This window comes from Methylophaga sp. SB9B (assembly GCF_004832235.1).
Classification (GTDB): domain Bacteria; phylum Pseudomonadota; class Gammaproteobacteria; order Nitrosococcales; family Methylophagaceae; genus Methylophaga; species Methylophaga muralis.
This window is the reverse complement of record NZ_SSXS01000009.1, coordinates 16,392-38,338: the sequence shown is the minus strand read 5'-3', so window position 1 is coordinate 38,338 and position 21,947 is coordinate 16,392. Positions and strand designations below refer to the sequence as shown.

Annotated in this window: 22 protein-coding genes; 21 read left to right on the top strand and 1 reads right to left on the bottom strand. The window is 44.5% G+C overall.

Going from position 1 to position 21,947, the window contains the following annotated elements; all coding sequences use genetic code 11:
- Positions 1 to 33: 33 nt before the first annotated feature.
- The 20 genes from fliD (at position 34) to E8Q33_RS10445 (ending at position 19,901) form a co-directional block, all read left to right on the top strand.
- Positions 34 to 1,398 carry a flagellar filament capping protein FliD gene (fliD, locus tag E8Q33_RS10540; protein WP_136554658.1) on the top strand — a complete coding sequence of 455 codons (1,365 nt, stop codon included), beginning with the start codon at positions 34 to 36 and terminating at the stop codon, positions 1,396 to 1,398.
- Between the two features lie 30 nt (positions 1,399 to 1,428).
- Positions 1,429 to 1,818 carry a flagellar export chaperone FliS gene (gene fliS / locus E8Q33_RS10535; RefSeq protein WP_084003048.1) on the top strand — a complete coding sequence of 130 codons (390 nt, stop codon included), beginning with the start codon at positions 1,429 to 1,431 and terminating at the stop codon, positions 1,816 to 1,818.
- A gap of 6 nt (positions 1,819 to 1,824) precedes the next feature.
- The gene (locus tag E8Q33_RS10530) at positions 1,825 to 2,142 is read left to right on the top strand and encodes a flagellar protein FliT (protein WP_069296609.1); all 318 of its coding nucleotides are present in this window, start codon (positions 1,825 to 1,827) and stop codon (positions 2,140 to 2,142) included.
- Positions 2,143 to 2,281: 139 nt separating this feature from the next.
- Positions 2,282 to 3,769 (top strand): sigma-54 dependent transcriptional regulator, encoded by a 1,488-nt coding sequence (locus E8Q33_RS10525; RefSeq protein WP_069296610.1) that lies wholly within the window; start codon positions 2,282 to 2,284, stop codon positions 3,767 to 3,769.
- A 129-nt stretch (positions 3,770 to 3,898) separates the two neighbouring features.
- Complete coding sequence (locus tag E8Q33_RS10520; RefSeq protein WP_136554656.1) at positions 3,899 to 5,077, top strand: PAS domain-containing sensor histidine kinase; 1,179 nt, start codon at positions 3,899 to 3,901, stop codon at positions 5,075 to 5,077.
- Complete coding sequence (locus E8Q33_RS10515; protein ID WP_136554654.1) at positions 5,074 to 6,459, top strand: sigma-54 dependent transcriptional regulator; 1,386 nt, start codon at positions 5,074 to 5,076, stop codon at positions 6,457 to 6,459. The genes E8Q33_RS10520 and E8Q33_RS10515 overlap by 4 nt, the downstream gene beginning before the upstream one ends.
- Positions 6,460 to 6,503: 44 nt before the next feature.
- Entirely contained in the window at positions 6,504 to 6,836 is a 333-nt protein-coding gene (gene fliE / locus E8Q33_RS10510) for a flagellar hook-basal body complex protein FliE (RefSeq protein ID WP_069296613.1), read from the top strand.
- A gap of 29 nt (positions 6,837 to 6,865) precedes the next feature.
- Positions 6,866 to 8,554 carry a flagellar basal-body MS-ring/collar protein FliF gene (fliF, locus tag E8Q33_RS10505; protein ID WP_136554652.1) on the top strand — a complete coding sequence of 563 codons (1,689 nt, stop codon included), beginning with the start codon at positions 6,866 to 6,868 and terminating at the stop codon, positions 8,552 to 8,554.
- Positions 8,554 to 9,567, top strand: coding sequence for a flagellar motor switch protein FliG (gene fliG / locus E8Q33_RS10500; RefSeq protein WP_069296615.1), 1,014 nt, complete (start codon positions 8,554 to 8,556; stop codon positions 9,565 to 9,567). Before fliF ends, fliG begins: the two co-directional genes overlap by 1 nt.
- Complete coding sequence (locus tag E8Q33_RS10495; protein ID WP_136554650.1) at positions 9,554 to 10,240, top strand: flagellar assembly protein FliH; 687 nt, start codon at positions 9,554 to 9,556, stop codon at positions 10,238 to 10,240. The genes fliG and E8Q33_RS10495 overlap by 14 nt, the downstream gene beginning before the upstream one ends.
- Positions 10,227 to 11,645 carry a flagellar protein export ATPase FliI gene (gene fliI, locus E8Q33_RS10490; protein WP_136554648.1) on the top strand — a complete coding sequence of 473 codons (1,419 nt, stop codon included), beginning with the start codon at positions 10,227 to 10,229 and terminating at the stop codon, positions 11,643 to 11,645. Before E8Q33_RS10495 ends, fliI begins: the two co-directional genes overlap by 14 nt.
- A 38-nt stretch (positions 11,646 to 11,683) precedes the next feature.
- Positions 11,684 to 12,127 (top strand): flagellar export protein FliJ, encoded by a 444-nt coding sequence (gene fliJ / locus E8Q33_RS10485; RefSeq protein ID WP_136554646.1) that lies wholly within the window; start codon positions 11,684 to 11,686, stop codon positions 12,125 to 12,127.
- A gap of 151 nt (positions 12,128 to 12,278) precedes the next feature.
- Positions 12,279 to 12,584, top strand: a complete 306-nt coding sequence (locus E8Q33_RS10480; protein WP_168800193.1) for a lipid asymmetry maintenance protein MlaB — start codon at positions 12,279 to 12,281, stop codon at positions 12,582 to 12,584.
- Between the two features lies 1 nt (position 12,585).
- Positions 12,586 to 12,948: a response regulator gene (locus E8Q33_RS10475; protein ID WP_069296620.1), complete on the top strand. Its 363-nt coding sequence runs from the start codon at positions 12,586 to 12,588 to the stop codon at positions 12,946 to 12,948.
- Positions 12,949 to 12,959: 11 nt separating this feature from the next.
- On the top strand, positions 12,960 to 14,849 hold the full coding sequence (locus E8Q33_RS10470) for a chemotaxis protein CheA (RefSeq protein ID WP_136554642.1): 1,890 nt from the start codon (positions 12,960 to 12,962) through the stop codon (positions 14,847 to 14,849).
- Positions 14,850 to 14,851: 2 nt separating this feature from the next.
- Positions 14,852 to 15,310 (top strand): chemotaxis protein CheW, encoded by a 459-nt coding sequence (locus E8Q33_RS10465; RefSeq protein WP_069296622.1) that lies wholly within the window; start codon positions 14,852 to 14,854, stop codon positions 15,308 to 15,310.
- A 9-nt stretch (positions 15,311 to 15,319) separates the two neighbouring features.
- Entirely contained in the window at positions 15,320 to 16,030 is a 711-nt protein-coding gene (locus tag E8Q33_RS10460) for a ParA family protein (RefSeq protein WP_168800192.1), read from the top strand.
- Positions 16,030 to 17,379, top strand: coding sequence for a globin domain-containing protein (locus tag E8Q33_RS10455; RefSeq protein ID WP_136554641.1), 1,350 nt, complete (start codon positions 16,030 to 16,032; stop codon positions 17,377 to 17,379). Before E8Q33_RS10460 ends, E8Q33_RS10455 begins: the two co-directional genes overlap by 1 nt.
- 83 nt (positions 17,380 to 17,462) lie before the next feature.
- Positions 17,463 to 18,668 carry a flagellar hook-length control protein FliK gene (locus tag E8Q33_RS10450; protein WP_136554639.1) on the top strand — a complete coding sequence of 402 codons (1,206 nt, stop codon included), beginning with the start codon at positions 17,463 to 17,465 and terminating at the stop codon, positions 18,666 to 18,668.
- Between the two features lie 39 nt (positions 18,669 to 18,707).
- Positions 18,708 to 19,901 carry a methyl-accepting chemotaxis protein gene (locus tag E8Q33_RS10445; RefSeq protein WP_247870046.1) on the top strand — a complete coding sequence of 398 codons (1,194 nt, stop codon included), beginning with the start codon at positions 18,708 to 18,710 and terminating at the stop codon, positions 19,899 to 19,901.
- A gap of 74 nt (positions 19,902 to 19,975) precedes the next feature.
- Here the strand turns inward: E8Q33_RS10445 and pyrF are convergent, their stop codons facing one another.
- Positions 19,976 to 20,668, bottom strand: a complete 693-nt coding sequence (gene pyrF, locus E8Q33_RS10440; RefSeq protein WP_136554634.1) for an orotidine-5'-phosphate decarboxylase — start codon at positions 20,666 to 20,668, stop codon at positions 19,976 to 19,978.
- 123 nt (positions 20,669 to 20,791) lie between these two features.
- On the opposite strand from pyrF, the gene tgt reads away from it, so the two are divergent.
- Positions 20,792 to 21,898: a tRNA guanosine(34) transglycosylase Tgt gene (gene tgt, locus E8Q33_RS10435; protein ID WP_069296628.1), complete on the top strand. Its 1,107-nt coding sequence runs from the start codon at positions 20,792 to 20,794 to the stop codon at positions 21,896 to 21,898.
- The last annotated feature ends 49 nt before the right edge of the window (positions 21,899 to 21,947 follow it).

Sequence of the window (21,947 nt, the reverse complement as noted above, 5' to 3'; positions counted from 1 at the left end):
GCTTAAAATTACTCACTAATCGGGAGCGTTATCATGGCTACAATACAAGCACCGGGCATTGGTTCTGGTTTAGATGTAAATGACATTGTTAAACAGTTGATGGCACTTGAGCGTCAGCCAATTACTAGCTTAACGACGAAAAAATCATTTGTTAACGCCCAGATAAGCGCTTATGGCTCGCTGAAAAGCAAAGTTGCTGATTTCCAGACAGCGATGAACAATCTCAATTCACCGCAAAAATTCCAGGTTTTCAAAGCAACAAGTGGTAATGACTCGGTTTTAACTACTTCTGTATCCAGTAGTGCCGTTGCCGGTAATTACAACATTGAAGTGGTTAGCCTGGCTGAGCGGGATAAAATTGCAACTAAAGCCTTTACTAATGCCAGTTCGGTGGTTGGTGAGGGCACATTAAATATTAGTGTCGGATCTAATAGTTTCGCATTAACAATCGATAGTAGTAATAACACACTTGCTGGCATCCGTGATGCGATCAACAACGCTACAGATAATACAGGCGTTTCTGCCACGATAGTTACCGGTGATGAAGGTGCTCGATTGGTGCTGTCTTCAAAAGAAACAGGCACTGATAACGCAGTTCGCATTAGTGTGACTGATAGTGACGGCAGCAATACTGACGAGAATGGCTTATCTGCTTTAGCGTATAACCCAGAAGGTGGGGTGGAGTTTCGCCCGGCAATAACCTCTGCACAAAATGCTCTGATTAGGGTGGATGGCTTTGATGTTAGCAGTAACTCAAATACATTTTCCGGAGCACTTGATGGAGTACCAATTAATGCTTCATCTGTTGGAACAACTACCTTAAGTGTTTCCCGCAACGATGAAAAAATTCTTGAATCGGTCCAAGCATTTGCCACAGCATTTAATGCTTTACGCTCTGAAATTAATACCCAGCGCAGTGGCCAACTTGAAGCAGACAGCACTCTATTAACGCTTGAGCGGCAAATATTTGATGTGTTGAACGCCGGTTCGTCTATTGATGGATCTTCTTTTAGTTATCTGATTGAGGCTGGCGTATCAATTAATAAACAAGGTGTCATGGAGGTTGACTCTTCCAGAGTTACAGAAATCATGAACAATGATTTTGATTCCTTTGTAAATTTATTTGCCTCAGAAAATGGTGGTTTTGCCGCAAAGCTTTCTACACTTGCCAATGGGTGGTTGGCTACTGACGGATTGATTGATTCCCGAGAAGATGGTTTGAAGACTCAGGTTAAGGGGATAGATGAGCAGATTTTACGGATGGAAGATCGGATGATTTCCGTAGAGGCCAGAATTCGTGCACAATTCAGTGCATTGGATACGCTGGTTAGCAGTCTTAACAATACATCGAGCTTTTTAACTCAGCAATTGGCTTCATTGAATAACAGTAACAAATAAAACAGAGCTAAACTTAGGATGATGCAAAACATGATCAATAAAAAAGCGCTGGAAGGTTACGGCCGTGGCGCGGTCGCGTCAGAGGTGAATTTTGCCTCACCACATCGTATTATCCAGATGTTGATGGAAGGTGCATTATCAAAAATTGCAACTGCTAAAGGCTGCATTGCTCGTAACGATATTGCAGAAAAAAGTCGTCAGATCACCTGGGGCATGAACATTATTCAGGGACTGCGGACCAGTCTTGATGCTCAAAAGGGTGGTGAGGTTGCAGCGAATCTGGATTCTTTGTATGAATATATGGGGCGTCGTTTACTAGAAGCCAATGTGACTAATGATGTTGCCATTCTGGATGAAGTCAGTAGCTTACTAATGGAAGTGAAAGCCGGTTGGGACAACATTCCAGCTGAGTATCACTGAGCAACAATGATAACTCCACAAGAAAAACTACAAACCCTGCAACAAGCATCAGAGCTCACCCAAAGTATGCTGGACCTGGCTAAACAGCAAAAATGGGAAGACCTTCAAGCTATTGAAAAAAAGAGACAGTTCTTGTTGCAAACCGTCTTTCCCGTGGCCGATGATTCTTCAGAGATTGAAGGATTTACAACTGAGCTGCAGACACTTATCGATATTAATAATCAACTTATTGCGCATTGCCAACAAGGGAAAGATTCCCTACAACTACAAATGCGTGATGCCAAGTTTACCCAAAAAGCCGTAACTGCTTATCAATCCAATTAGTTAGCGCGCTTGATTCTTTAAAAGTTCCCAAACAGGGTGTCATTTTTTTGACAACCAACTTCAAAGTGCTTAACTTGATTTAACAAATCCTTACAGTAATACCGGTGGGCTCGGAGCAGCCTTGCCTTCAGGAGCAGTTATGAACGTGTGTAATATCTTGGTGATAGATAGTGACCCACAACGCCGAGAAACACTTTCCACGCTTATCTCGTTTGTGAATTGCCACGTCGTGGTGGTGGAAAACATGGAAAGTTGGTTTGAAAGCATTGATGATTTAAATGATATCGCGATGGCTTTAGTCGGAGATTGCGGTGGCGCCAGTCAGACCAAACAATTACTTCGAGAACTGGTCAATCATGAGGCCAGAGTTCCAGTTTTTACGCTCAATTACCCTCAAAACCCCATTAGCGATTTTCCCGGAACGATCGGTGCTTTAAGCTATCCAGTCAAATACCCTCAGTTAAACAATGCGTTACAACAAGCTTCGGTTTATAAGAATCAGGCTGAAAACACAATGGAAACGGAACCGCTGTTTCGTTCGCTGGTGGGCAACAGCTTAAAGATGAAACGGGTTCAGAAAATGATTCAGCAGGTGTCAGATTCTGAAGCGAATGTATTGATTTTGGGGGAGTCAGGAACCGGCAAAGAGGTCGTTGCCCGTAATCTGCATTATTTTTCTTCTCGACGTGAAAAACCTTTCGTGCCAGTTAACTGTGGCGCAATCCCCGGCGAACTACTTGAAAGTGAATTATTCGGACATGAAAAAGGCGCTTTCACCGGCGCGATAACCGCACGTAAAGGTCGTTTTGAAATGGCTGAAGGGGGAACACTGTTTTTGGATGAAATTGGTGATATGCCGTTGCCAATGCAGGTTAAATTGCTCAGGGTCTTGCAGGAAAGAACCTTTGAGCGGGTGGGAAGTAATAAAACACAAAAAGCCAATGTTAGAGTTATTGCGGCAACGCATAGAAATCTTGAAACACATATAGAAGATGGCCGCTTTCGAGAAGATTTGTTCTATCGCCTAAATGTTTTTCCTATTGATATGCCAGCCTTACGTGAACGCCCTGAAGATATTCCATTACTGATTCATGAGCTGATACAGCGTATCGAGCACGAAAATCGCGGGGCCGTGCGATTTACTCCGGCAGCTATCGCCTCGTTATGCCGATATAGCTGGCCCGGCAATGTACGCGAACTGGCGAACGTGGTCGAACGTCTGGTGATCTTATTCCCATATGGCACAGTGGATTTTGATGATTTGCCAGAAAAATACCAAATTGAAGGTGAGCCATTGGCAGAGGTTATCACCGCAGCTATTTCTGCTCGGCCTGAAGCAGTTCCAGTGCAAAAGGTAAACTCTAAAACCAGCTTTGCCGATGTTCCTTCTCCTGTAAATGGTTTCAACCATATAGATGAGAGTTTGACGAAACTGAACAGCATTCCAGAAAATGGACTGGATTTGCGAGAACATCTTGCCAATCTTGAATATTTACTTATTAAACAAGCATTGGATGAAGCATCTGGCGTAGTGGCTCATGCTGCCAGTCGATTAAAAATGCGTCGAACCACTTTGGTTGAGAAAATGCGAAAATACGGTATTCAACGCGATATTGAAATCAGTTAACATAAGCGCCTGAAATTTGACTCGAAAATAAAAACACACAAACTAACCAATTGATTTTAAATAAATAAAAAACAGGGCATACATTTTGCAATTCCACTATTGAAAAACCCTTTAGTGGAGCAAAACTAGATGAACCTGAAATGGCCTGAATCCTCTTCTTCGAGTGAAAGTCCCTTAACGTTAAAACCGATTCGCAGACCTGTTGCGGCACTGGCTGATAGCCGTCCAGTGTGGACACCTCCTGTTAGTCAGCCAAAAACTTCTGCTTCGGAAAGTCGTATTGCTGATCGTCTTAGTAGTTTGCTGGCGGTTATTCCGGGCGGGGTAGTGGTCATTGATGGGTCGGGGTTGGTTCAGGACTGCAATCAGGTGGCAATTAATCTGTTAGGTGAACCATTAACTGGGCAACGCTGGATTGATGTCATCAAACGTGCTTTTAAGCCACGCGAAGATGATGGACATGATGTATCACTTGCTGATGGACGATTGGTTCATATCTCTACCAGCCCTTTAGATAAAGAACCTGGCCAGATTATCCTGCTCCAGGAAGTCACTGAAACTCGTCAGCTGCAACGTAAAGTTGCTCATTTGCAACGGTTATCGGCAATGGGCGAAATGGCAGCACGACTGGCTCATCAAATTCGCACGCCGTTATCTTCAGCCACATTATATTTAGCTCCCCTACTCAAGCCAGAAACCGAACAGGCTACACAGTTAAAATTTGCCCGTCGTTTACACGACAGTCTGAGTCATATGGAACAGCTGGTTAGAAATATGTTGGCATTTTCCCGGGGTGATATGAACAGTACTGCTCCGGTCAGTGTGAGCGGGTTAATCGATGAGTTGGTACAACAATTTATTGCACAGCCAGAAAGTGAATCGCTGAATGTCCAAGTAATTAATCAGGTTAATGACGGCTATGTCTATGGCTGTCAGCCGGCATTAGTCAGTGCATTAAATAATTTACTGAATAATGCCCGCCAAGCTTGTGGGGAAGCCGGAAAAATCACGATACATGCTGACTATGCTGAAGAAGATCAACAGCAATTTATTGAAATCAGTATTGAAGATAATGGCGATGGTATTGCTGAAGCGGATTACGAGAAAATCTTGCAGCCATTCTATACCACACGCTCAGCTGGAACCGGTCTTGGTTTGGCGGTTGTGCAATCCGTTGCCCGGGCACATAAAGGCCTGCTATGGCTGGATAGTGAGCAAGGTGTTGGCAGCACATTTTGTCTGCGTCTACCCGTTTATCGTCCGATGAATATGTCTCAGGAATCAATGCAATCAGGAGTGATGTCATGACACAGTCAATGATTATGGTAGTGGAAGATGATGCTAATTTGCGCATTGCCTTATGTGACACACTTGAACTTGCTGGTTATCGGGTTACGGCAACCGATCATGGACAGAAGGCCCTGGATAAGCTGGCAAATGAACCGATAAGTTTATTACTCAGTGATTTGCAAATGCAGCCAATGGATGGGCATACCTTATTGAAAAAAGCCCGTGCCATGCTGCCTTCCTTACCAGTGGTCATGATGACGGCTTATGGCTCCGTGCAAAGTGCTGTAGAAGCAATGCACGAGGGTGCCTGTGATTATTTGATGAAGCCATTTGAAGCTGATGATTTGCTACAGCGTGTGCAGCGTTATGTACGTACCTTGCCCGCCAGTGATGATATGGTGGCTGTCGCGAAGTCTTCTGTCGATTTACAGTCATTGGCAAAGCGTGTCGCAGAAACTGATGCAACTGTTTTAATCAATGGAGAAAGTGGTACTGGTAAAGAGGTATTAGCGCGTTTCATCCATCGTCATTCCACTCGCAAAGACGGTCCGTTTGTAGCAATTAACTGTGCTGCCATTCCGGAGTCAATGCTCGAAGCAACCTTATTTGGTTATGAGAAAGGAGCATTTACCGGGGCGGCTCAAGCCTATGCTGGTAAATTTGAACAGGCCAATCAAGGCACCATTTTGCTGGATGAAATTACCGAAATGGATATTTCATTGCAGGCTAAATTGCTTAGGGTATTGCAAGAGCGTGAAGTTGAGCGTCTGGGCGGACGGAAAACGTTATCGCTGGATGTCCGTGTATTGGCCACTACTAACCGCACATTGCGAGAGGAAGTCAAAGCTGGTCGATTCCGTGAAGATTTATTCTATCGTTTAAATGTTTTTCCTTTGCAGTTGTTGCCGTTAAGAGATCGTGCCGAAGATATTGTTCCTTTAGCTCAACAACTACTGGAACGTCATTGTCAGCATAGTGGCAGAGTTGCGCCGCATTTTGATAATGAAGCACAAATTAAACTAGCTCAGCACAGCTGGCGAGGCAATGTCCGTGAATTAGACAATGTGATTCAACGTGCGCTGATTTTGCAGAGTGGATCGCTTATCAAAGCCACTGATCTTGCTTATGAAGCGATGGGTGGCACGCAACAAATCGATGATGCCGTAAAACCGACACCGGTAATTGAAACCATTGAACCTGAGGCGCTGAAAGACAGCAACGATGACTTACGCAGTCATGAACAGCGTCATATTCTCGACATATTGGCGAAACATCGAGGCAGTCGGCGTGAAACAGCAAAAGAATTAGGCATCAGTGAACGTACGTTACGCTACAAAATCTCACGTTTTAGGGAGCAAGGCGTTGCTATTCCCGGAAAGTTTGGCAAGAAGTCTGCATAAGCTATTTCAGTCCGACATAAAAAATACAAAGCGAGAACATACCCATGATAAAAGCCATTGATCCGAACCAGCTGTTAACCCAAATGCGGGCAATGCAAACGCAGGCTAATCAAGCGATGCCGATGCCAGCACAGCAAAATCTGGCTAGCGGACGGGTTGATTTTGGGGACTTGATGAAAAATGCCGTTGATAAAGTAAATGAAACACAACAAACGACAGGTCAATTAAGAACGGCTTTTGAATTAGGTGATCCGAATGTGAGTTTAGCCGATGTAATGATTGCCTCCCAAAAATCCAGTGTGGCGTTTGATGCGACGATTCAAGTTCGGAATAAGCTAATCGAGGCTTATCAAGAAGTCATGAGAATGTCGATTTAGTGGCGTTGGTTTAACTGAAGAGCTGAAATATGGAAAATGTACCTGCTACAAAAATGAATACTTTTGCTGCCAACACACCATTAGCAGTGATGCAGAATAATATTTCCCGTCAGCCTATCACTAAACAGATCATGTTCTTAGTGGCTATTGCTGCCAGTATTGCCGTGGGTGGCTATGTCTTTATGTGGTCACAAACACCTTCCTATCAGGTGCTGTTTTCAGGGATGGAGGCGCAGGAATCCTCAGAAGTTGCCACTGTATTACAGCAGATGAATATTAATTATAAGTTGGACCCGACTACTGGCGCACTGTTAGTTCCAGCCTCGGATGTACAAGGTCTACGTCTGCGTCTGGCAGCCGAGGGTTTACCACGCAGTAGTGCTCAGGGCATGGAAATCCTCAGCCAAGAACAAGGATTTGGCACCAGCCAGTTTATCGAACAGGCACGTTATCAACGCGCCATGGAACAGGAACTGGCTCGCTCAGTATCTGAATTGCAAAATGTCCGTAGTGCCCGTGTCCACTTGGCGATTCCCAAACAATCTGTATTTGTGCGTGAACGTAAACCGCCTACCGCTTCAGTTGTCGTCAATCTATATGCGGGTAGAACATTGGAGCGTGGTCATATTGCGGCAATCACCCATATGGTGGCTGCAAGCATACCTAATATGAAAAGCTCGGATGTCACTGTTGTCGATCAACGTGGTAACTTGCTCAGCCAGCCTGAACGCAGCAGCAGTATGGCGCTAAGTGATACGCAGCTTGAGTTTACTCAAAAGCTTGAACAGCTATACATCAGTCGTATTGAAGATATCTTAACGCCAATCGTTGGTATGAACGGGGTGCGGGCACAAGTAGTTGCCGATGTTGACTTTACTGTCACCGAACAAACACAGGAAAGTTATAACCCGGATCTGGCCGCTTTACGCAGTGAACAATTAGCCGAAGAAGAACGTGTTGGCGGGCTTGGTCCAATGGGAGTGCCAGGTGCATTAACCAATCAACCTCCTGGTGGTGGTGTCGCTCCAGAACAAGCTGTGCAAGAAAATGTCGGTGCTGATGGAGAGGTAGTAGCTGAAACGGTCACTCCAGGATCTAGTACGCGCCGTAGTACGCGTAACTTCGAATTAGATCGCACTATCAGTCATAGTCGACTGGCCCCGGGCAGTATTCGTAAGTTGAGTGTTGCGGTACTTGTTGATGAACCGACCACGGCAGATGCTGAGGGTAATGTTGTCACGACACCATTAAGCGATGCACAAATGGCACGTATCAATACCTTGGTTATGGATGCCATCGGTTTCAATATAGCTCGTGGCGATAGTTTAAATGTGGTCAGTGCGCCTTTCGTGACACCGATTGAAGCTGAACCACTGCCTGCTATTCCTTTATGGGAACAGCCTTGGGTTTGGGAAATCGGCAAGCAAGTCTTAGGTGCGCTGGTGGTGTTATTCCTGATATTTGGTTTAATCCGACCGGCCTTCAGAGATTTGAATAAATCACCTGACAAACAGATAGCAAACCAATCTGGTGATGGCGATGGAATGACTGCAGAACAAGTTTTGGCGGCAAGTAGTAAAAACGGTGAGGATATTGCTAAACTGACGACTGGTTCTGAGCGCGTTGAACAACATTTGACTAATATCCGTAGCTTAGTACAACAGGACCCTGCGCTAGTCGCGCAAGTGGTTAAAAACTGGGCAGCGAGTGATGCATAATGGCCGAACAACCCCGTAAATTAACAGGCACTGAAAAAGCCGCTGTCTTTCTCCGCTCTATCGGTGAGGAAGAGGCCGCCCAAGTGCTCAAACATATGGGCCCTAAAGAAGTTCAGAAAATCGGTCAGGCCATGGCAACGCTCACTAATGTGACGCGGTTTGAAGTTGAGACCGTTTTGGATAATTTTGTCACCACCGTTGAGCAAGAGACCGGTTTGGGCATAGGCTCCCATGATTACGTTCGAAAAATGCTGATAGGGGCTTTGGGTGAAGAACGTGCCGGAGGCTTACTTGATAGAATTCTTTCTGGTGGCAATACCAATGGTCTTGAACAATTAAAATGGATGGATGCCCGCGCTATCTATGAGGTCATTCGTTTAGAACACCCACAAATCATTGCGATAGTCTGTTCTTTTCTAGACCCCGACCAAGCCGCTCAGGTTCTGAGTATGTTTCCAGAACGGGATCAGGCGGCCATTCTGCTTCGAGTTGCAACTTTAGATGGTGTACAACCTGCGGCTCTCAATGAACTCAACGAGATTCTCGAAAAGCAATTTAGCGGTAACGCAGGTGGTCAAACGGCTACCGTTGGTGGCCCTAAAACGGCAGCGGATATTCTCAACTTTGTTGAGGGCAGTCGTGAAGCCGCTATCATGGAAAAAATTAAAGAAGCAGAGCCTGATTTGGGTCAGAATATCGAAGATCTGATGTTTGTCTTTGATAATTTAATTGATGTTGATGATCGCGGTATGCAGACATTAATGCGTGAAATTCAAACTGATCAGTTGCAGCTGGCGCTTAAAGGTGCCGACGAAAATCTTAAAGAGAAATTTCTTAAAAATATGTCTCAACGTGCAGCAGAAATGCTGCGAGATGATCTCGAGGCCATGGGACCAGTGCGTGTCAGCGATGTTGAAGCCGCACAAAAATCCATTTTGGCTACCGCACGGATGCTATCCGATAAAGGTGATATTGCTTTAGGAAGCGCTGGTGGCGGTGATGACTTCATCTGATGATCTATTTACCACTCAGCATTCCAACGTTTTATCAGCTGAAGAATTAGCGAATGCCTATGAACGTTGGGAAATGCCTCGTGTGGTATCGGTCTCGGATATTGACGCTGAGAATACTAATCCGTTAACAGTTGAAGCCTTAGAGGCTGTGCAACAAGCCGCTCAGGAAGAAGGCTTTAAACTTGGCTATGATGAAGGCTTTCAACAAGGTCACGAGGCTGGCTTGAAAGCCGGTGAAGCCGACATTCTGCAACAAGCCCAGCAGTGGAAAGCATTAATAGACCACTTGCAAGCCCCCCTTAAAGCAGTTGATACAATGGTCGAGCAGGATTTGCTCTCCATGCTCAGTGTGCTGGCAAGGCAAATGATTTATCAAGAAATTCGCCAACGACCCGAGCTGGTGTTAACTGCCGTTAGGGAAGCATTGGCGGTATTACCGGTCAGTGATCGCCAACTCAAGGTCTATCTGAATCCAGAAGATATGCAACTGGTCAAAAACGGTCTGAAGCTTGACGAAGATACCGGCTGGCAATGGTACGAAGATCCATTACTTAGTCGCGGCGGAGCTAAATTAGTTACCGCAGATACCACTATTGATGCCACGGTTGAAACACGGCTCAATAATTTGATTTCGCGTTTATTGAGTCAAGATAATCAGCATGAATCCAGCTGATACCGATGACCGCTCTATGACTTTGCAACAACGTATGCAGCAGCATCTTGAACGCTTGTCGGCAGATCATGAAACCCCGATCACAGTGGAAGGTCGTTTAACACGGATGGTTGGTCTGACCTTGGAAGCGGTGGGTTTTCAGGCATCGATTGGTAGTCGCTGTGAAATTTATTCCCCTGGTCGCGAACCGGTAGAAGCCGAAGTTGTAGGCTTTCATGATGAAACACTTTATCTGATGCCTACCGGTAATATGCGTGGGTTAGTGCCAAATGCTCGCGTAAGACCTATTCGCAGTGACTCTCAAGTCCCGGTGGGTGAGGCTTTGCTGGGACGAATTGTAGATGGTGCCGGAAAACCACTGGATGGTCGTGGTCCGCTTAAAGTAAAAGATAAAGTCCCGTTACATGGAAAAATCGTCAACCCTCTGTCGCGAGCGCCGGTAAGACAGCATCTTGATGTTGGAGTCCGTGCAATTAATGCGTTGATGACTGTCGGACGCGGCCAGCGGATGGGCTTGTTTGCCGGCAGTGGTGTGGGCAAAAGTGTGTTACTGGGCATGATGACCCGCTTTACTGAAGCAGATGTGATCGTGGTGGGATTAATTGGTGAACGCGGACGAGAAGTTAAAGAATTTATAGAAGAGATCCTTGGCGAAGAGGGGTTGAAACGGGCCGTGGTGGTGGCTTCTCCAGCCGATCATTCGCCTTTGATGCGACTGCATGGCGCCATGTTGGCTACCAGCATTGCTGAATATTTTCGCGATCAAGGTAAACAGGTTTTATTGTTAATGGACTCACTTACACGGTTTGCTCAAGCGCAACGTGAAATTGCATTAGCCGTTGGCGAACCACCTGCGACCAAAGGCTATCCTCCCTCCGTGTTTTCCTTATTACCGCAATTAGTGGAACGTGCAGGCAATGGTGAAGTTGGTGGCGGGGCAATAACGGCAATTTATACGGTGCTTACCGAAGGTGATGATCAACAGGATCCGATAGCCGATGCGGCTCGTGCGATACTTGATGGGCATATAGTGCTATCCCGACAGTTAGCGGAAGCCGGCCATTATCCGGCGATTGATGTTGAAGCTTCGATTAGTCGTGTTATGCCACAAGTAGTGGATGCTAAACACTTGCAACTTGCACAACAATTCAAACAAATGTATGCCACTTATCGACAGAACCAGGATCTGATTACCATTGGTGCATATCAGACTGGCAGCGATCGGCATATTGATGAGGCGATAAATCGTTTTCCGGCATTATCAACGATGTTGAAACAAGGCATGGATGTGGCGCATGATTGGAACAGCAGTGTTCAAGCTCTACAAAAACTGTCATTTGGCCAGATGAGTCAGCCCTCACAATTAACCGGTCAGCTGATGGCGGCGGAGCAGCGTAATTTCTAATACTGATTTAACGCATCTTACGTGGATTAAAAAGTGATATGACACGGGCAACTAAACTGATTCCAGTAATTGAAATGGCCGGTCGCGAAACGGATAAAGCCATGCAGATCCTTGTTCAGGCCAACAACGTGTTAGAGCGCGAACGCAATCAGCTCAATGATTTATTACGTTATCGAGAAGAGTATTTGCAACAATTTCGACAAGGCGATGCGTTGCAGATGAGCGCCCGTAAAGCCATTGATTTAAGATCGTTTCTTGCTCAATTAGATCACGCAATACGTTTGCAACAAAGTCATGTTGAACACTGTTTTAAACAAACTCAAGAGCAACAGCAGTTATGGCTCAAAGCTCGCAACAAACAACGTTCTATTGAATCTCTCAAACAGCGCTATCAAGCAGAAGCCGATCAACGCCAGCAGAAACAGGAACAGCGACTGGCCGATGAGCACACCGCCATGCTTTGGGCACGCAAACATAAATAAACACTGGCATAGTCTCTGCATCAACCCCTCAAAAGTGGACAATATCTTTGCCGCAGCGATTGTATATCGTTAGCAAGCGGATATATTTGTCCGTGCGGGTCGTTTAACGGCAAAAAATCGTTAGTTGAAAGCCAAAATTATGACGAAAAACATGACGACATTAGATTGTGGACAGCAATTAAGCATTGCCCAGCTTGAAGACTGGTATTTGCGTTGTTTAAAAATAGTGCTTGCCGGTGACGATGTGTTTATTGATGTCAGCCGTTTACAAAAGATTGATACAGCGGCTTTGCAATTACTTTATCAGTTTCATATACAAGCCCAACAAGTGGGGATCAAGGTGATATGGTCAGACATGAGTGAAAGTTTTCAGGATGCCATCATTTTATCCGGATTATCGTTTACGATGGAAAGCCAACAGACATCAACAGGCTTAAATGCCATGGAGAAAAACTAAAATGACTAAGATTTTAGTGGTGGATGATTCGCCTTCGTTGAGACAAATGCTGCAAATCATTTTGCAAAACTCTGGCCACGATGTGGTGTGCGCAGAAGATGGAAAACAGGCTATTGAAATAGTCTCCGAAGTACAGTTTGATTTGATCTTAAGTGACTTTAATATGCCCCAGCTAACTGGGCCTGAATTTATTTCGAGGCTTAGACAATTGCCGCAATATCGGTTTACACCAGTGATATTGTTAACAACTGAAACGGATGAAGATAAAAAACAGCTTGGACGAGATGCCGGAGCCAGTGGTTGGCTGAAAAAACCGTTTGATCCTGAACAATTGGTGGTCACGGTTAATTCATTGCTGAATTAATCTCGCTACTGATGAATCCTTCATTATCTTCTGCAACGGCTGCTTTCCATCAAGAAGCGCTGCAAACATTACAGCAGATAGAAGAATGGACGTTATCATCCATTCAAAATCCGTCAGCAAGTATGGATCAACAAGCGGAAACCTTCCGACTTCTGCATTCATTAAAAGGCACTGCAGCCAGCTTTGGAAATGAATCGATCGCCCAGATTTGTCATGCTATAGAAAACGTTTTAGCTGATAAAACTCAACTCAATACGCAAGGCAGTAAAGCTTTGTTAATGGCAATTGATTATTGCCGTCATATATTAAGCAACTCTCCGTTATCTCCCGAACAACATGATGATCAGCGGGATGAGTGTATCGCCAGGCTAAATATGTTGGTCAAACAGGACCTTAATTCAGCTAATCAAACTCAACTCCGGGAACTGTATGGCTCGGTATGGCAAATTGATTTTGCACCTCATGCGCAATTTTTTGAAAATGGTCATGATCCGTTGCGGATTATCAGATCACTACGTAATTTTGGCCCGATAAAAGTGTCGGTATTTACCGAAAAATTACCTGAATTTGCTGATTTTGATCCTTTCAAATGTTATCTGCGCTGGCAAATCACGCTTAAAGCAGAGCTTGACTATTACCAGTTAGCAGCTCAATTCGAATGGGTTAAACATATAAGTGATGTCACCATAGATATTCTGGCTTTACCGCAAAAAAAGCGGGTTATTGAGCCTAACCGTTATAAATTGAATGAAGCCAATCTTGAAGCGTTGCTGACGGTATCGCAAATCATACAGTCTCAATTACAACAGGCTGTTGCACTCACCAACCAGTTAAATCAGACGGATAAAATTCGTTTATCGCGACGCAACCAAGCGATGAAACGCCAGCAACAGTTTTTACAGCAACAATTGCTGCACATTGCCATGTGTCCTTTGGCAGATGCCTTTGCCAGACTGCCCCGAATGGCTTTTGATTTGGCCAGCAAAACCGCTAAACCGGTTCAGCTGAACATGGATCTTGCACCAATTGAGTTGGATAGTTTTATTGTCAATTCACTGATAGATCCTTTGACGCATTTGCTACGCAACGCAATGGCTCACGGAATTGAAGCTGCTGAACATCGTCAACAACAAGGCAAGCCTCTAACTGGGCAAATTCATATTTCGGCCGAGCAAGCTGAAGACCAGTTAATTATCCGTTTCAGTGATGATGGAGCAGGATTGGCCGAAGATAAAGTTCTGGCGAAAGCGAAACAGATGGGTATCAATATTAAGGATTTATCGGATAAACCCAACATTAGTGAATGGATTTTTCGAGCAGGCTTTTCAACCTCACAATCGGCGGATGCTATTTCCGGAAGAGGGGTTGGGCTGGATGTGGTAAAGCAACATGTAACCGATATGGGAGGAGACATTGAATTAGTTTCAAACCAAGGCAGAGGTTGTTGTTTCATCATCAAAATCCCCGTACTTCGTTCATTAATGGATGTGCAGTTGATCCGTATAAATGATCAAACTCTCGCATTGCCGTTAATTCATTTAATAGATAGTTATTTATGGGATAACGCCCGGGTTATTTGGTTGAATGGTAAGCAGTGGTTTATTACCGATGAAAATCAGCAAGTTCCGTTGATTGATATCAGTAGATTTCTACAATTGCCGTACATTGAACGTAATGAACAGTCAGCCCATATAGTTCTGGTCAATGTTGATAAACGCTTTTTTGCTTTTAGTGTGGATAGTTTGGCGGATCAGATGCAGTTGTTAATTAAATCTTTGCGCCCCCATTATCATCATATAAACGGTATTAAAGGCATTGCTATTTTGCCTGAGGGTGATTTGGCGCTGTTGCTGGAGCCAAGCAAATTATTAATGGCTTATGAAATGGATGGTGGCAACTAAAGATGTCCTCAAACTCCCATTCAGGCAAAGAAATTTACCAGGTGCTGTATCTCAATCATCAGCATTATGCCGTGCCGGTGCAGAGCATTATCAGTGTGTTGGCGCTGGAAAAAATACTTAGTTTGCCCGACACACCAAATTGGTTAACTGGCGTTGTGCATGTCCGTAATGCGATTGTTCCAGTTGTTAACTTAAGTTTCATATTCGAAGTTGATTCATTAGCTGATGAGTCTCGTCATCCTTTACTCGTTCTATTACGCCATCCGCATGACTCACAGCGTTGGCTCGCGCTTTGTGTAACCGATATCACTCAATTGATTGACACAGAGCAGTTAGCCGAAACGGGTTTAAGATCATCACCACATCCATGTGTGAAACATGTTGTCGATATTGATTCACAACCACTGTATTTGCTGGATATCAGTAAGCTATTTGAGCAATTAATGAAGGATCAAGGTTAAACAATGGCGATGGATGGACCCACGCGCATCATTGCAGTGATGAACCAAACGCATGATGTTGGTAAAACGACTATTACAGCAAATTTAGGTGTCATTCTCGCAGAAATGGGCTATCGGGTGCTCATGTTGGATTTAGATCCTCAAGCAGATTTAAGTCGACAGTTTGGGGTACCGGAATCACAATCCGGAATGGATAACTTGCTCAACGATACGAGTCGGGAAAGTGAGTTATTACTCCCTTTAAATGAACGTCTTTCACTCATTGCAGCGGGTCCTGAGCTCGATTTATTTGAGCAACAAAAACCTTCAGCAAAAATGGGCATTAAGCTGAAGCAATTACTTACTTCGACAATACAATCAGATATAGATATTATTCTGATAGATTGTGCGGCTATATCAGGTTTATTAGGAACCAATGCAGTATTGGCGGCAACCGATATGTTAATTCCGGTTTCTGCAGAACATGGAGCTTTACGCGGTATGATAAAAATGTTGCCGGTATTACAACGCGTTTCATTGTTGAGAGCAGAATCATTACGGTTATGGTTGTGTTTGAACAAATTGCCGGACGGCACTGACTTTGCTTATCAGTTTAGTAGTTTACTGATCCAGTATTTCCCCAAGCGAGTATTAAAAACCGTGATCTACGACAATGAGTCCGCTAACCCTGCTGATTACCAATCCTTGGCAAATGATTTGCTGATGGGAAGAGCCGACTGATGACTGAAAATGCGTTACGACACTATCAGCTTAACGAGACGGCTAAATTACAAGAACAAGATATAGCGCTGGTAGAACAGAATTTTGCTGTATTAATGGAGTTCAGTGATGCGTTAGCCGAACGTTTTTATCAACGCTTGTTTACCGAATACCCTGAGATCATGCCGTTATTTAAATCGGTAACAATTGAAGGACAGCATAAAAAGCTTTTGGCCTCCATGGTGTTGTTAATTCAACATTTACGTGACACGGAAATGATCGAGGATTACCTGCAAGGCTTGGGTGCCCGTCATCAACAATATGGTGTTGAGACATCCCATTTTGAGATGTTTATTGAAAACTGGTTGTCAGTAGTTGCCGAATTTGCAGATCAAAAGTGGGATGCGAAATTACAACAAGCTTGGCGAAATGTTCTTGAATATGTCGCTGAGTTGATGCAAAGCCCGACCCTTCATCCGGTTGAGCCCGACATTGATTACCCGCCAAACAAAAACGCTACACCAGAGCATGTACTTACTTCATTAGCTGTTGCACAAACGGCAACTCCAATGTTGATAATCGATTCACAATTAGTGATTCGCTATCTTAATGCTGCAGCCGAAAGTCTTTTCACTGCTCATCAAGACAACATTGAAAAGATGTTTCCTAAGGTAAAAATTGACAGTTTGATTGGGTATCAAATACAACATGTCATTGACAAGTTACCTTTTCCCAGCGATGTGTTCAGTAATTTTAACCAATTACCATGCAGTATTGATTTGCATAACGCCATTATTGATTTGAGATTAACTATTTCGGTTTTGTATCAAAAAGACGATGCGGTGGGTTTTTTGTTGGAATGTTACCCGCAAGCTGCTTCGACAAATAACAAGCTGTCAGCGGCAACAGTGAGTACTACAGCTACCGATCATTCCTCAACAGCTTTACCTGTTCTTGAAAAAGCCTTGCTTGAGGTTCAGCAGCACAATATTCATTTGACGAGCATGTTGCAGGAAATTGATGATGCTGTATTTGAAGCCAGTTTACTGGCATTAAACTGTTCTGTGGAAGCGGCAAAATTGGGTGAAGAAGCACGACAGTTGCGTGATTTTTCGATGGAGATTCGCATTCTGAACCAACAGCTTAGTCAGTTGCTGCAACCGTTAAAAATTCATTCCGGGCAACAGCAGCAACAGTTAAAAAACAGCCTTGACCTTGTTCAACAATTGCAACGGGATTTATTGCAGAATCAGCATTTACATCAAACCCAAAGTCACTATTCAATCGAACAGATAAGCCAACAACTGGCGAGACAAACAGACGCTCTGACGCAGCTTATTAATGTAATTAGTGCAAAACCCTCCTCATGAAAATAGAAGTTTGGCACAGCCATTGCTATTCAATCCTTAGAAAGCCGTTTTTAGCACGGTTCACCAGTGTTTAAGGAAAAAATATGACACAGTTGCTGACCCTTCCCTCTATTAATGTTGCCAGTAGCAATAATGCCGATAAATCGGTTACGTCTGTGGGTAGGGATAATGAGGCTTTTGCATCTGAACTAGACCGTCGGGTCAATGACACACAATCACGTGGAGATGAGAAAACCGTCAAAGCGGATTCTACCCATGTATCTAAAGCAGAAGATAAAACGGCTAAAGCGGAAAAGCCGGAAGCAAAAGACGGCAAAAAGTTGCCGCCGGAAAAGTCCGATACTGACGCTGATAAATTGAATGGTGAGGCAACGCCAAAAATTATTGAAGAAACCAACCCTCTGTCGGTTGTATCAAGCACAGCGACAACTGATGTCAAAATTGATAAAAACGCGGCTGAACTTGCTCCGACTGTAAACAAAACAATTTATCCAACAATTTCAAATGATGTCACCAAATCCATTCAGGTTGGTCAGGGACAATCAAATACTACAGAATCTACAGCTACTTCAATCCGTGCTGACATTCTTCAAGCTTTGCAAAAGCAAGGCTCAGAAGGTGAATCCGTTGCCACTGAAAAATTTAAATCGATGATGCAAAACGCGGGTAAAATGCCACAACAAACCAATGTTATCAGTGCAGAAGTGATTGCGTCCATGCGTCAACTAGAGCCGCAAACGGAACGAAGTTCAGCCACAACATTGACTACTCCTTTGGTTTTCTCAACAACGACGGGGGCTGCAACATCAGTTGTGGGGGCTGCCAGTGTTGCTAGTGCAGCTTTAGCATTGGATATTCAACCGCAATTGAATAATGCGGCCTGGGCTAGGGTAATGAGCAGTCGGGTTGTATGGATGGCGCGAGAAGGAGTCCAGCAAGCTGAATTAAGACTCAATCCTGCTCATCTTGGGCCGGTAGAGGTTAGGCTGAGCATGCAGAATGACCAAACAAGCGTCACTTTTATTGCTTCGAATGCTGCAGCAAGAGATGCGTTAGAGCAGGCTCTGCCAAGATTACGTGAAAGCTTTATCGAAAACGGTTTAGCACTCAATAATGCCGAAGTCAGTCACCAGGAGCAATCTTCGCAAGGCTCTAAGCAAGATGAACAATTAGGAGAAGGAAGTAATACGGCTCAAGTTATTGTTGAAATGGACGATAATGGTGATGAAAGTACACATTTATCGGACGATTCAACAGATAATAGTGTTGGTGTCAGTGTATTTGCTTAATAATTATAATAACGATGGACTTAGATTGGAGAGTGCGACGTGTTTAAGTTAGAGAACTATTCGCTAAGAAAACGTATGTATATCGTTGCCGGCTTAGGCATTATCGGTTTATTACTGCTGGCAGGCTTGATGTTCTACATGGAACTTAATGAGTTTAGCTCAACGCAACAGCTTAAAGTTGTCGCAGGATTTGTTGTTATCGGCAGTATTTTTATCATGTTTATGGCCCACGTCATCGGGCGTTTTGGTGATAAACGGGCCACTACTCTGGTGAATGGCATCCAGAATATTAAAAAAGGTGATCTGACGCAGAAGGTTGCCATTTCCGGTAAAAGTGATTTCAGCTGGATGGCGTTTGAATTGGACAGCGCCCGTAAAAATGTCGCAAATCTGGTGCACACCTTAATTGGCGGCGTCAGCCAATTGAACACCGCTACACAGAACATGGCTGCTATCAGTAAAGAAACGGTTAGTGGCGTATTAAAGCAACAAGAAGAAACTGATCAAGTTGCCACAGCCATGAATGAAATGACCGCTTCTGTTCAGGAAGTTGCACGAACAGCGACTAATGCTGCCGAGGCGGCTCGGAATGCTGATAATGAAGCTAAAGCTGGTAAGCAAGTAGTATTGGAAACTATGCGCTCAATCGATACCTTAGCAAGTGAAGTTGAAAAAGCTGCCGTTACTTTAAGTGAACTGGAAGCGGATATCGGTAATATCGGCGCGATTGTTGATGTTATTCGTGGCATTACTGAACAAACCAATCTATTGGCATTAAATGCGGCGATTGAAGCTGCTCGTGCAGGTGAACATGGTCGTGGCTTTGCTGTTGTTGCAGATGAAGTCCGTACCTTGGCTGCCAGAACACAATCTTCAACCCACGAGATTGAAGAGATGGTGGAACGCTTACAGCAAGGCGCTCGTGCTGCAGTAAAAGTCATGAATGAAAGTCGTGAAAGTGCCAAAACCAGTGTGCAGAAAGCAGCCAGTGCAGGTTCTGCTCTTGATTCGATCACTGCGATGATCTCTACAATGGATGAAATGAGCACTCAGATATCAAATGCTGCAAACGAGCAAAGTTCCGTTGCGGAGGATATCAACCGCGGTATCGTGAATATCAGTCAGATCGCTGATCATACCGCAGATGGCGCCAGAGCAACTTCCGAAGCGGTGGATACATTAAGCAGCCTGTCAGCTCAGTTACAGGATGCTTCTTCTAAATTTAAAGTTTAACGGGTAGAAGAATAATTATTAAACCCGCTCTTGTAGCGGGTTTTTTATATGACCTTCTTAAACAGCAATAAGTCTTAGCGTAACTCGTTTTCAATCTCAATCAGCTTTTGCATCGGGTCTGCGGCGCCAGTAATCGGACGGCCAATAACAAGATAATGACTTCCTGCTTGAATGGCTTGAACGGGCGTCATAATGCGGTGTTGATCACCTTTGGCACTTCCAGCTGGACGAATACCTGGCGTGACTAATTGAAACTGGCTGCCCAATTCTGCTTTTAACATGGCAGTTTCATGTGCTGAACAAACTACACCATCCAAGCCGTTATCTGCAGCCATTACGGCAAGGCGTAACACGGTTTCAGGAATGGTACCCTGCAGGCCAATAGTCTCAAAAGTTTCCTGATCCATGCTGGTAAGTAAAGTGACACCAATCAACAATGGTGCATCGTGATTGCTACCAATTGCTTCACGTGCCGCAGACATCATTGCCGGGCCACCAAGCGTATGGACATTCATCATCCATACTCCCAGGTCGGCTGCTGCAGCACAGGCTTTGGCAACCGTATTTGGAATATCGTGATATTTCAAATCCAGAAAAATATCAAAGCCTTTTTGCTGGAGATTTCTTACAATTTCCGGCCCGCTTATAGTGAATAGCTCTTTGCCGACTTTAAGCCTACAACGTGTCGGGTCTAATTGTTCCGCCATTGCAAGAGCGGCATTTGCATCGGAATAATCCAGTGCAACGATAATATTCGATTGAGACATACGGGGTTCCACTAACAAAATTGAACGTTGATCCTACCTTAACTGTTAATGATTTGCGTCTGAATTCACTGGAACGCCGGTGATAATGCTATCCTGTGCGCCAATTTTTGATGAGTTTACACCATGAAATTTGCTACATCAGCCCAGGACGGACTCGCTCGACGCGGGCAACTTAGTTTTGATCGAGGCACCATTGAAACGCCGGCTTTTATGCCTGTTGGTACCTATGGTTCAGTTAAAGCCATGACACCGGAAGAAGTTAAGGCAACAGGTGCTGAGATTATTCTTGGTAATACCTTTCATCTGATGTTGCGTCCTGGCACTGATGTTATTCAGCGGCATGGTGACTTACACGACTTTATGCGCTGGGATAAACCTATCCTGACTGATTCGGGTGGCTTTCAGGTATTTAGTCTGGGCGATCTGCGCAAAATAACTGAACAAGGTGTGCATTTTCGTTCTCCGGTCAGTGGCGACAAAGTATTTATGGGACCGGAAGAGTCTATGGCGGTACAACGAGCTTTAGGCAGTGATATCGTGATGATCTTCGATGAATGCACACCTTATCCTGCTGATGAAAAGACAGCTGCCATTTCCATGCGTTTATCTTTACGCTGGGCGGCGCGAAGTAAAATCGCACATGGTGATAACCCATCCGCATTATTTGGAATTGTTCAGGGCGGTATGCATGAAGCTTTACGTGATGAATCGCTAGCCGGTCTGACGGAAATTGGTTTTGATGGCTATGCCATAGGCGGTTTATCCGTTGGCGAACCAAAAGAAGACATGCTGCGAATTCTGCATCATCTGAGCGACAAAATGCCGACTGATAAACCACGCTATTTAATGGGTGTTGGCAGACCGGAAGATTTGGTTGAGGCGGTTTGTCTTGGCGTAGATATGTTTGATTGCGTGATGCCAACTCGCAACGCCCGAAATGGACATTTGTTTGTACATGAAGGCGTGATCAAGATCCGTAACAGTCGTCATAAAACTGACACAGGTCCGCTGGATCCTTACTGTGATTGTTACACTTGCAAGAATTACAGCCGCGCCTATCTGCATCACTTAGATCGTACAGGTGAAATGCTCGGTCCGCGCCTGAATACCATTCATAATCTGCATTATTATCAACGTTTAATGCAACAACTTAGAACGGCAATTGAGTCGGGCACTTTGCAACAGTTTCGACAGTCTTTCTATGCAATGCGCCAACAACAGCCCCAATAACGCAAACGGCTATCAGCCAGAAGTTGGCTGTGGCATAATCACAGTCTTT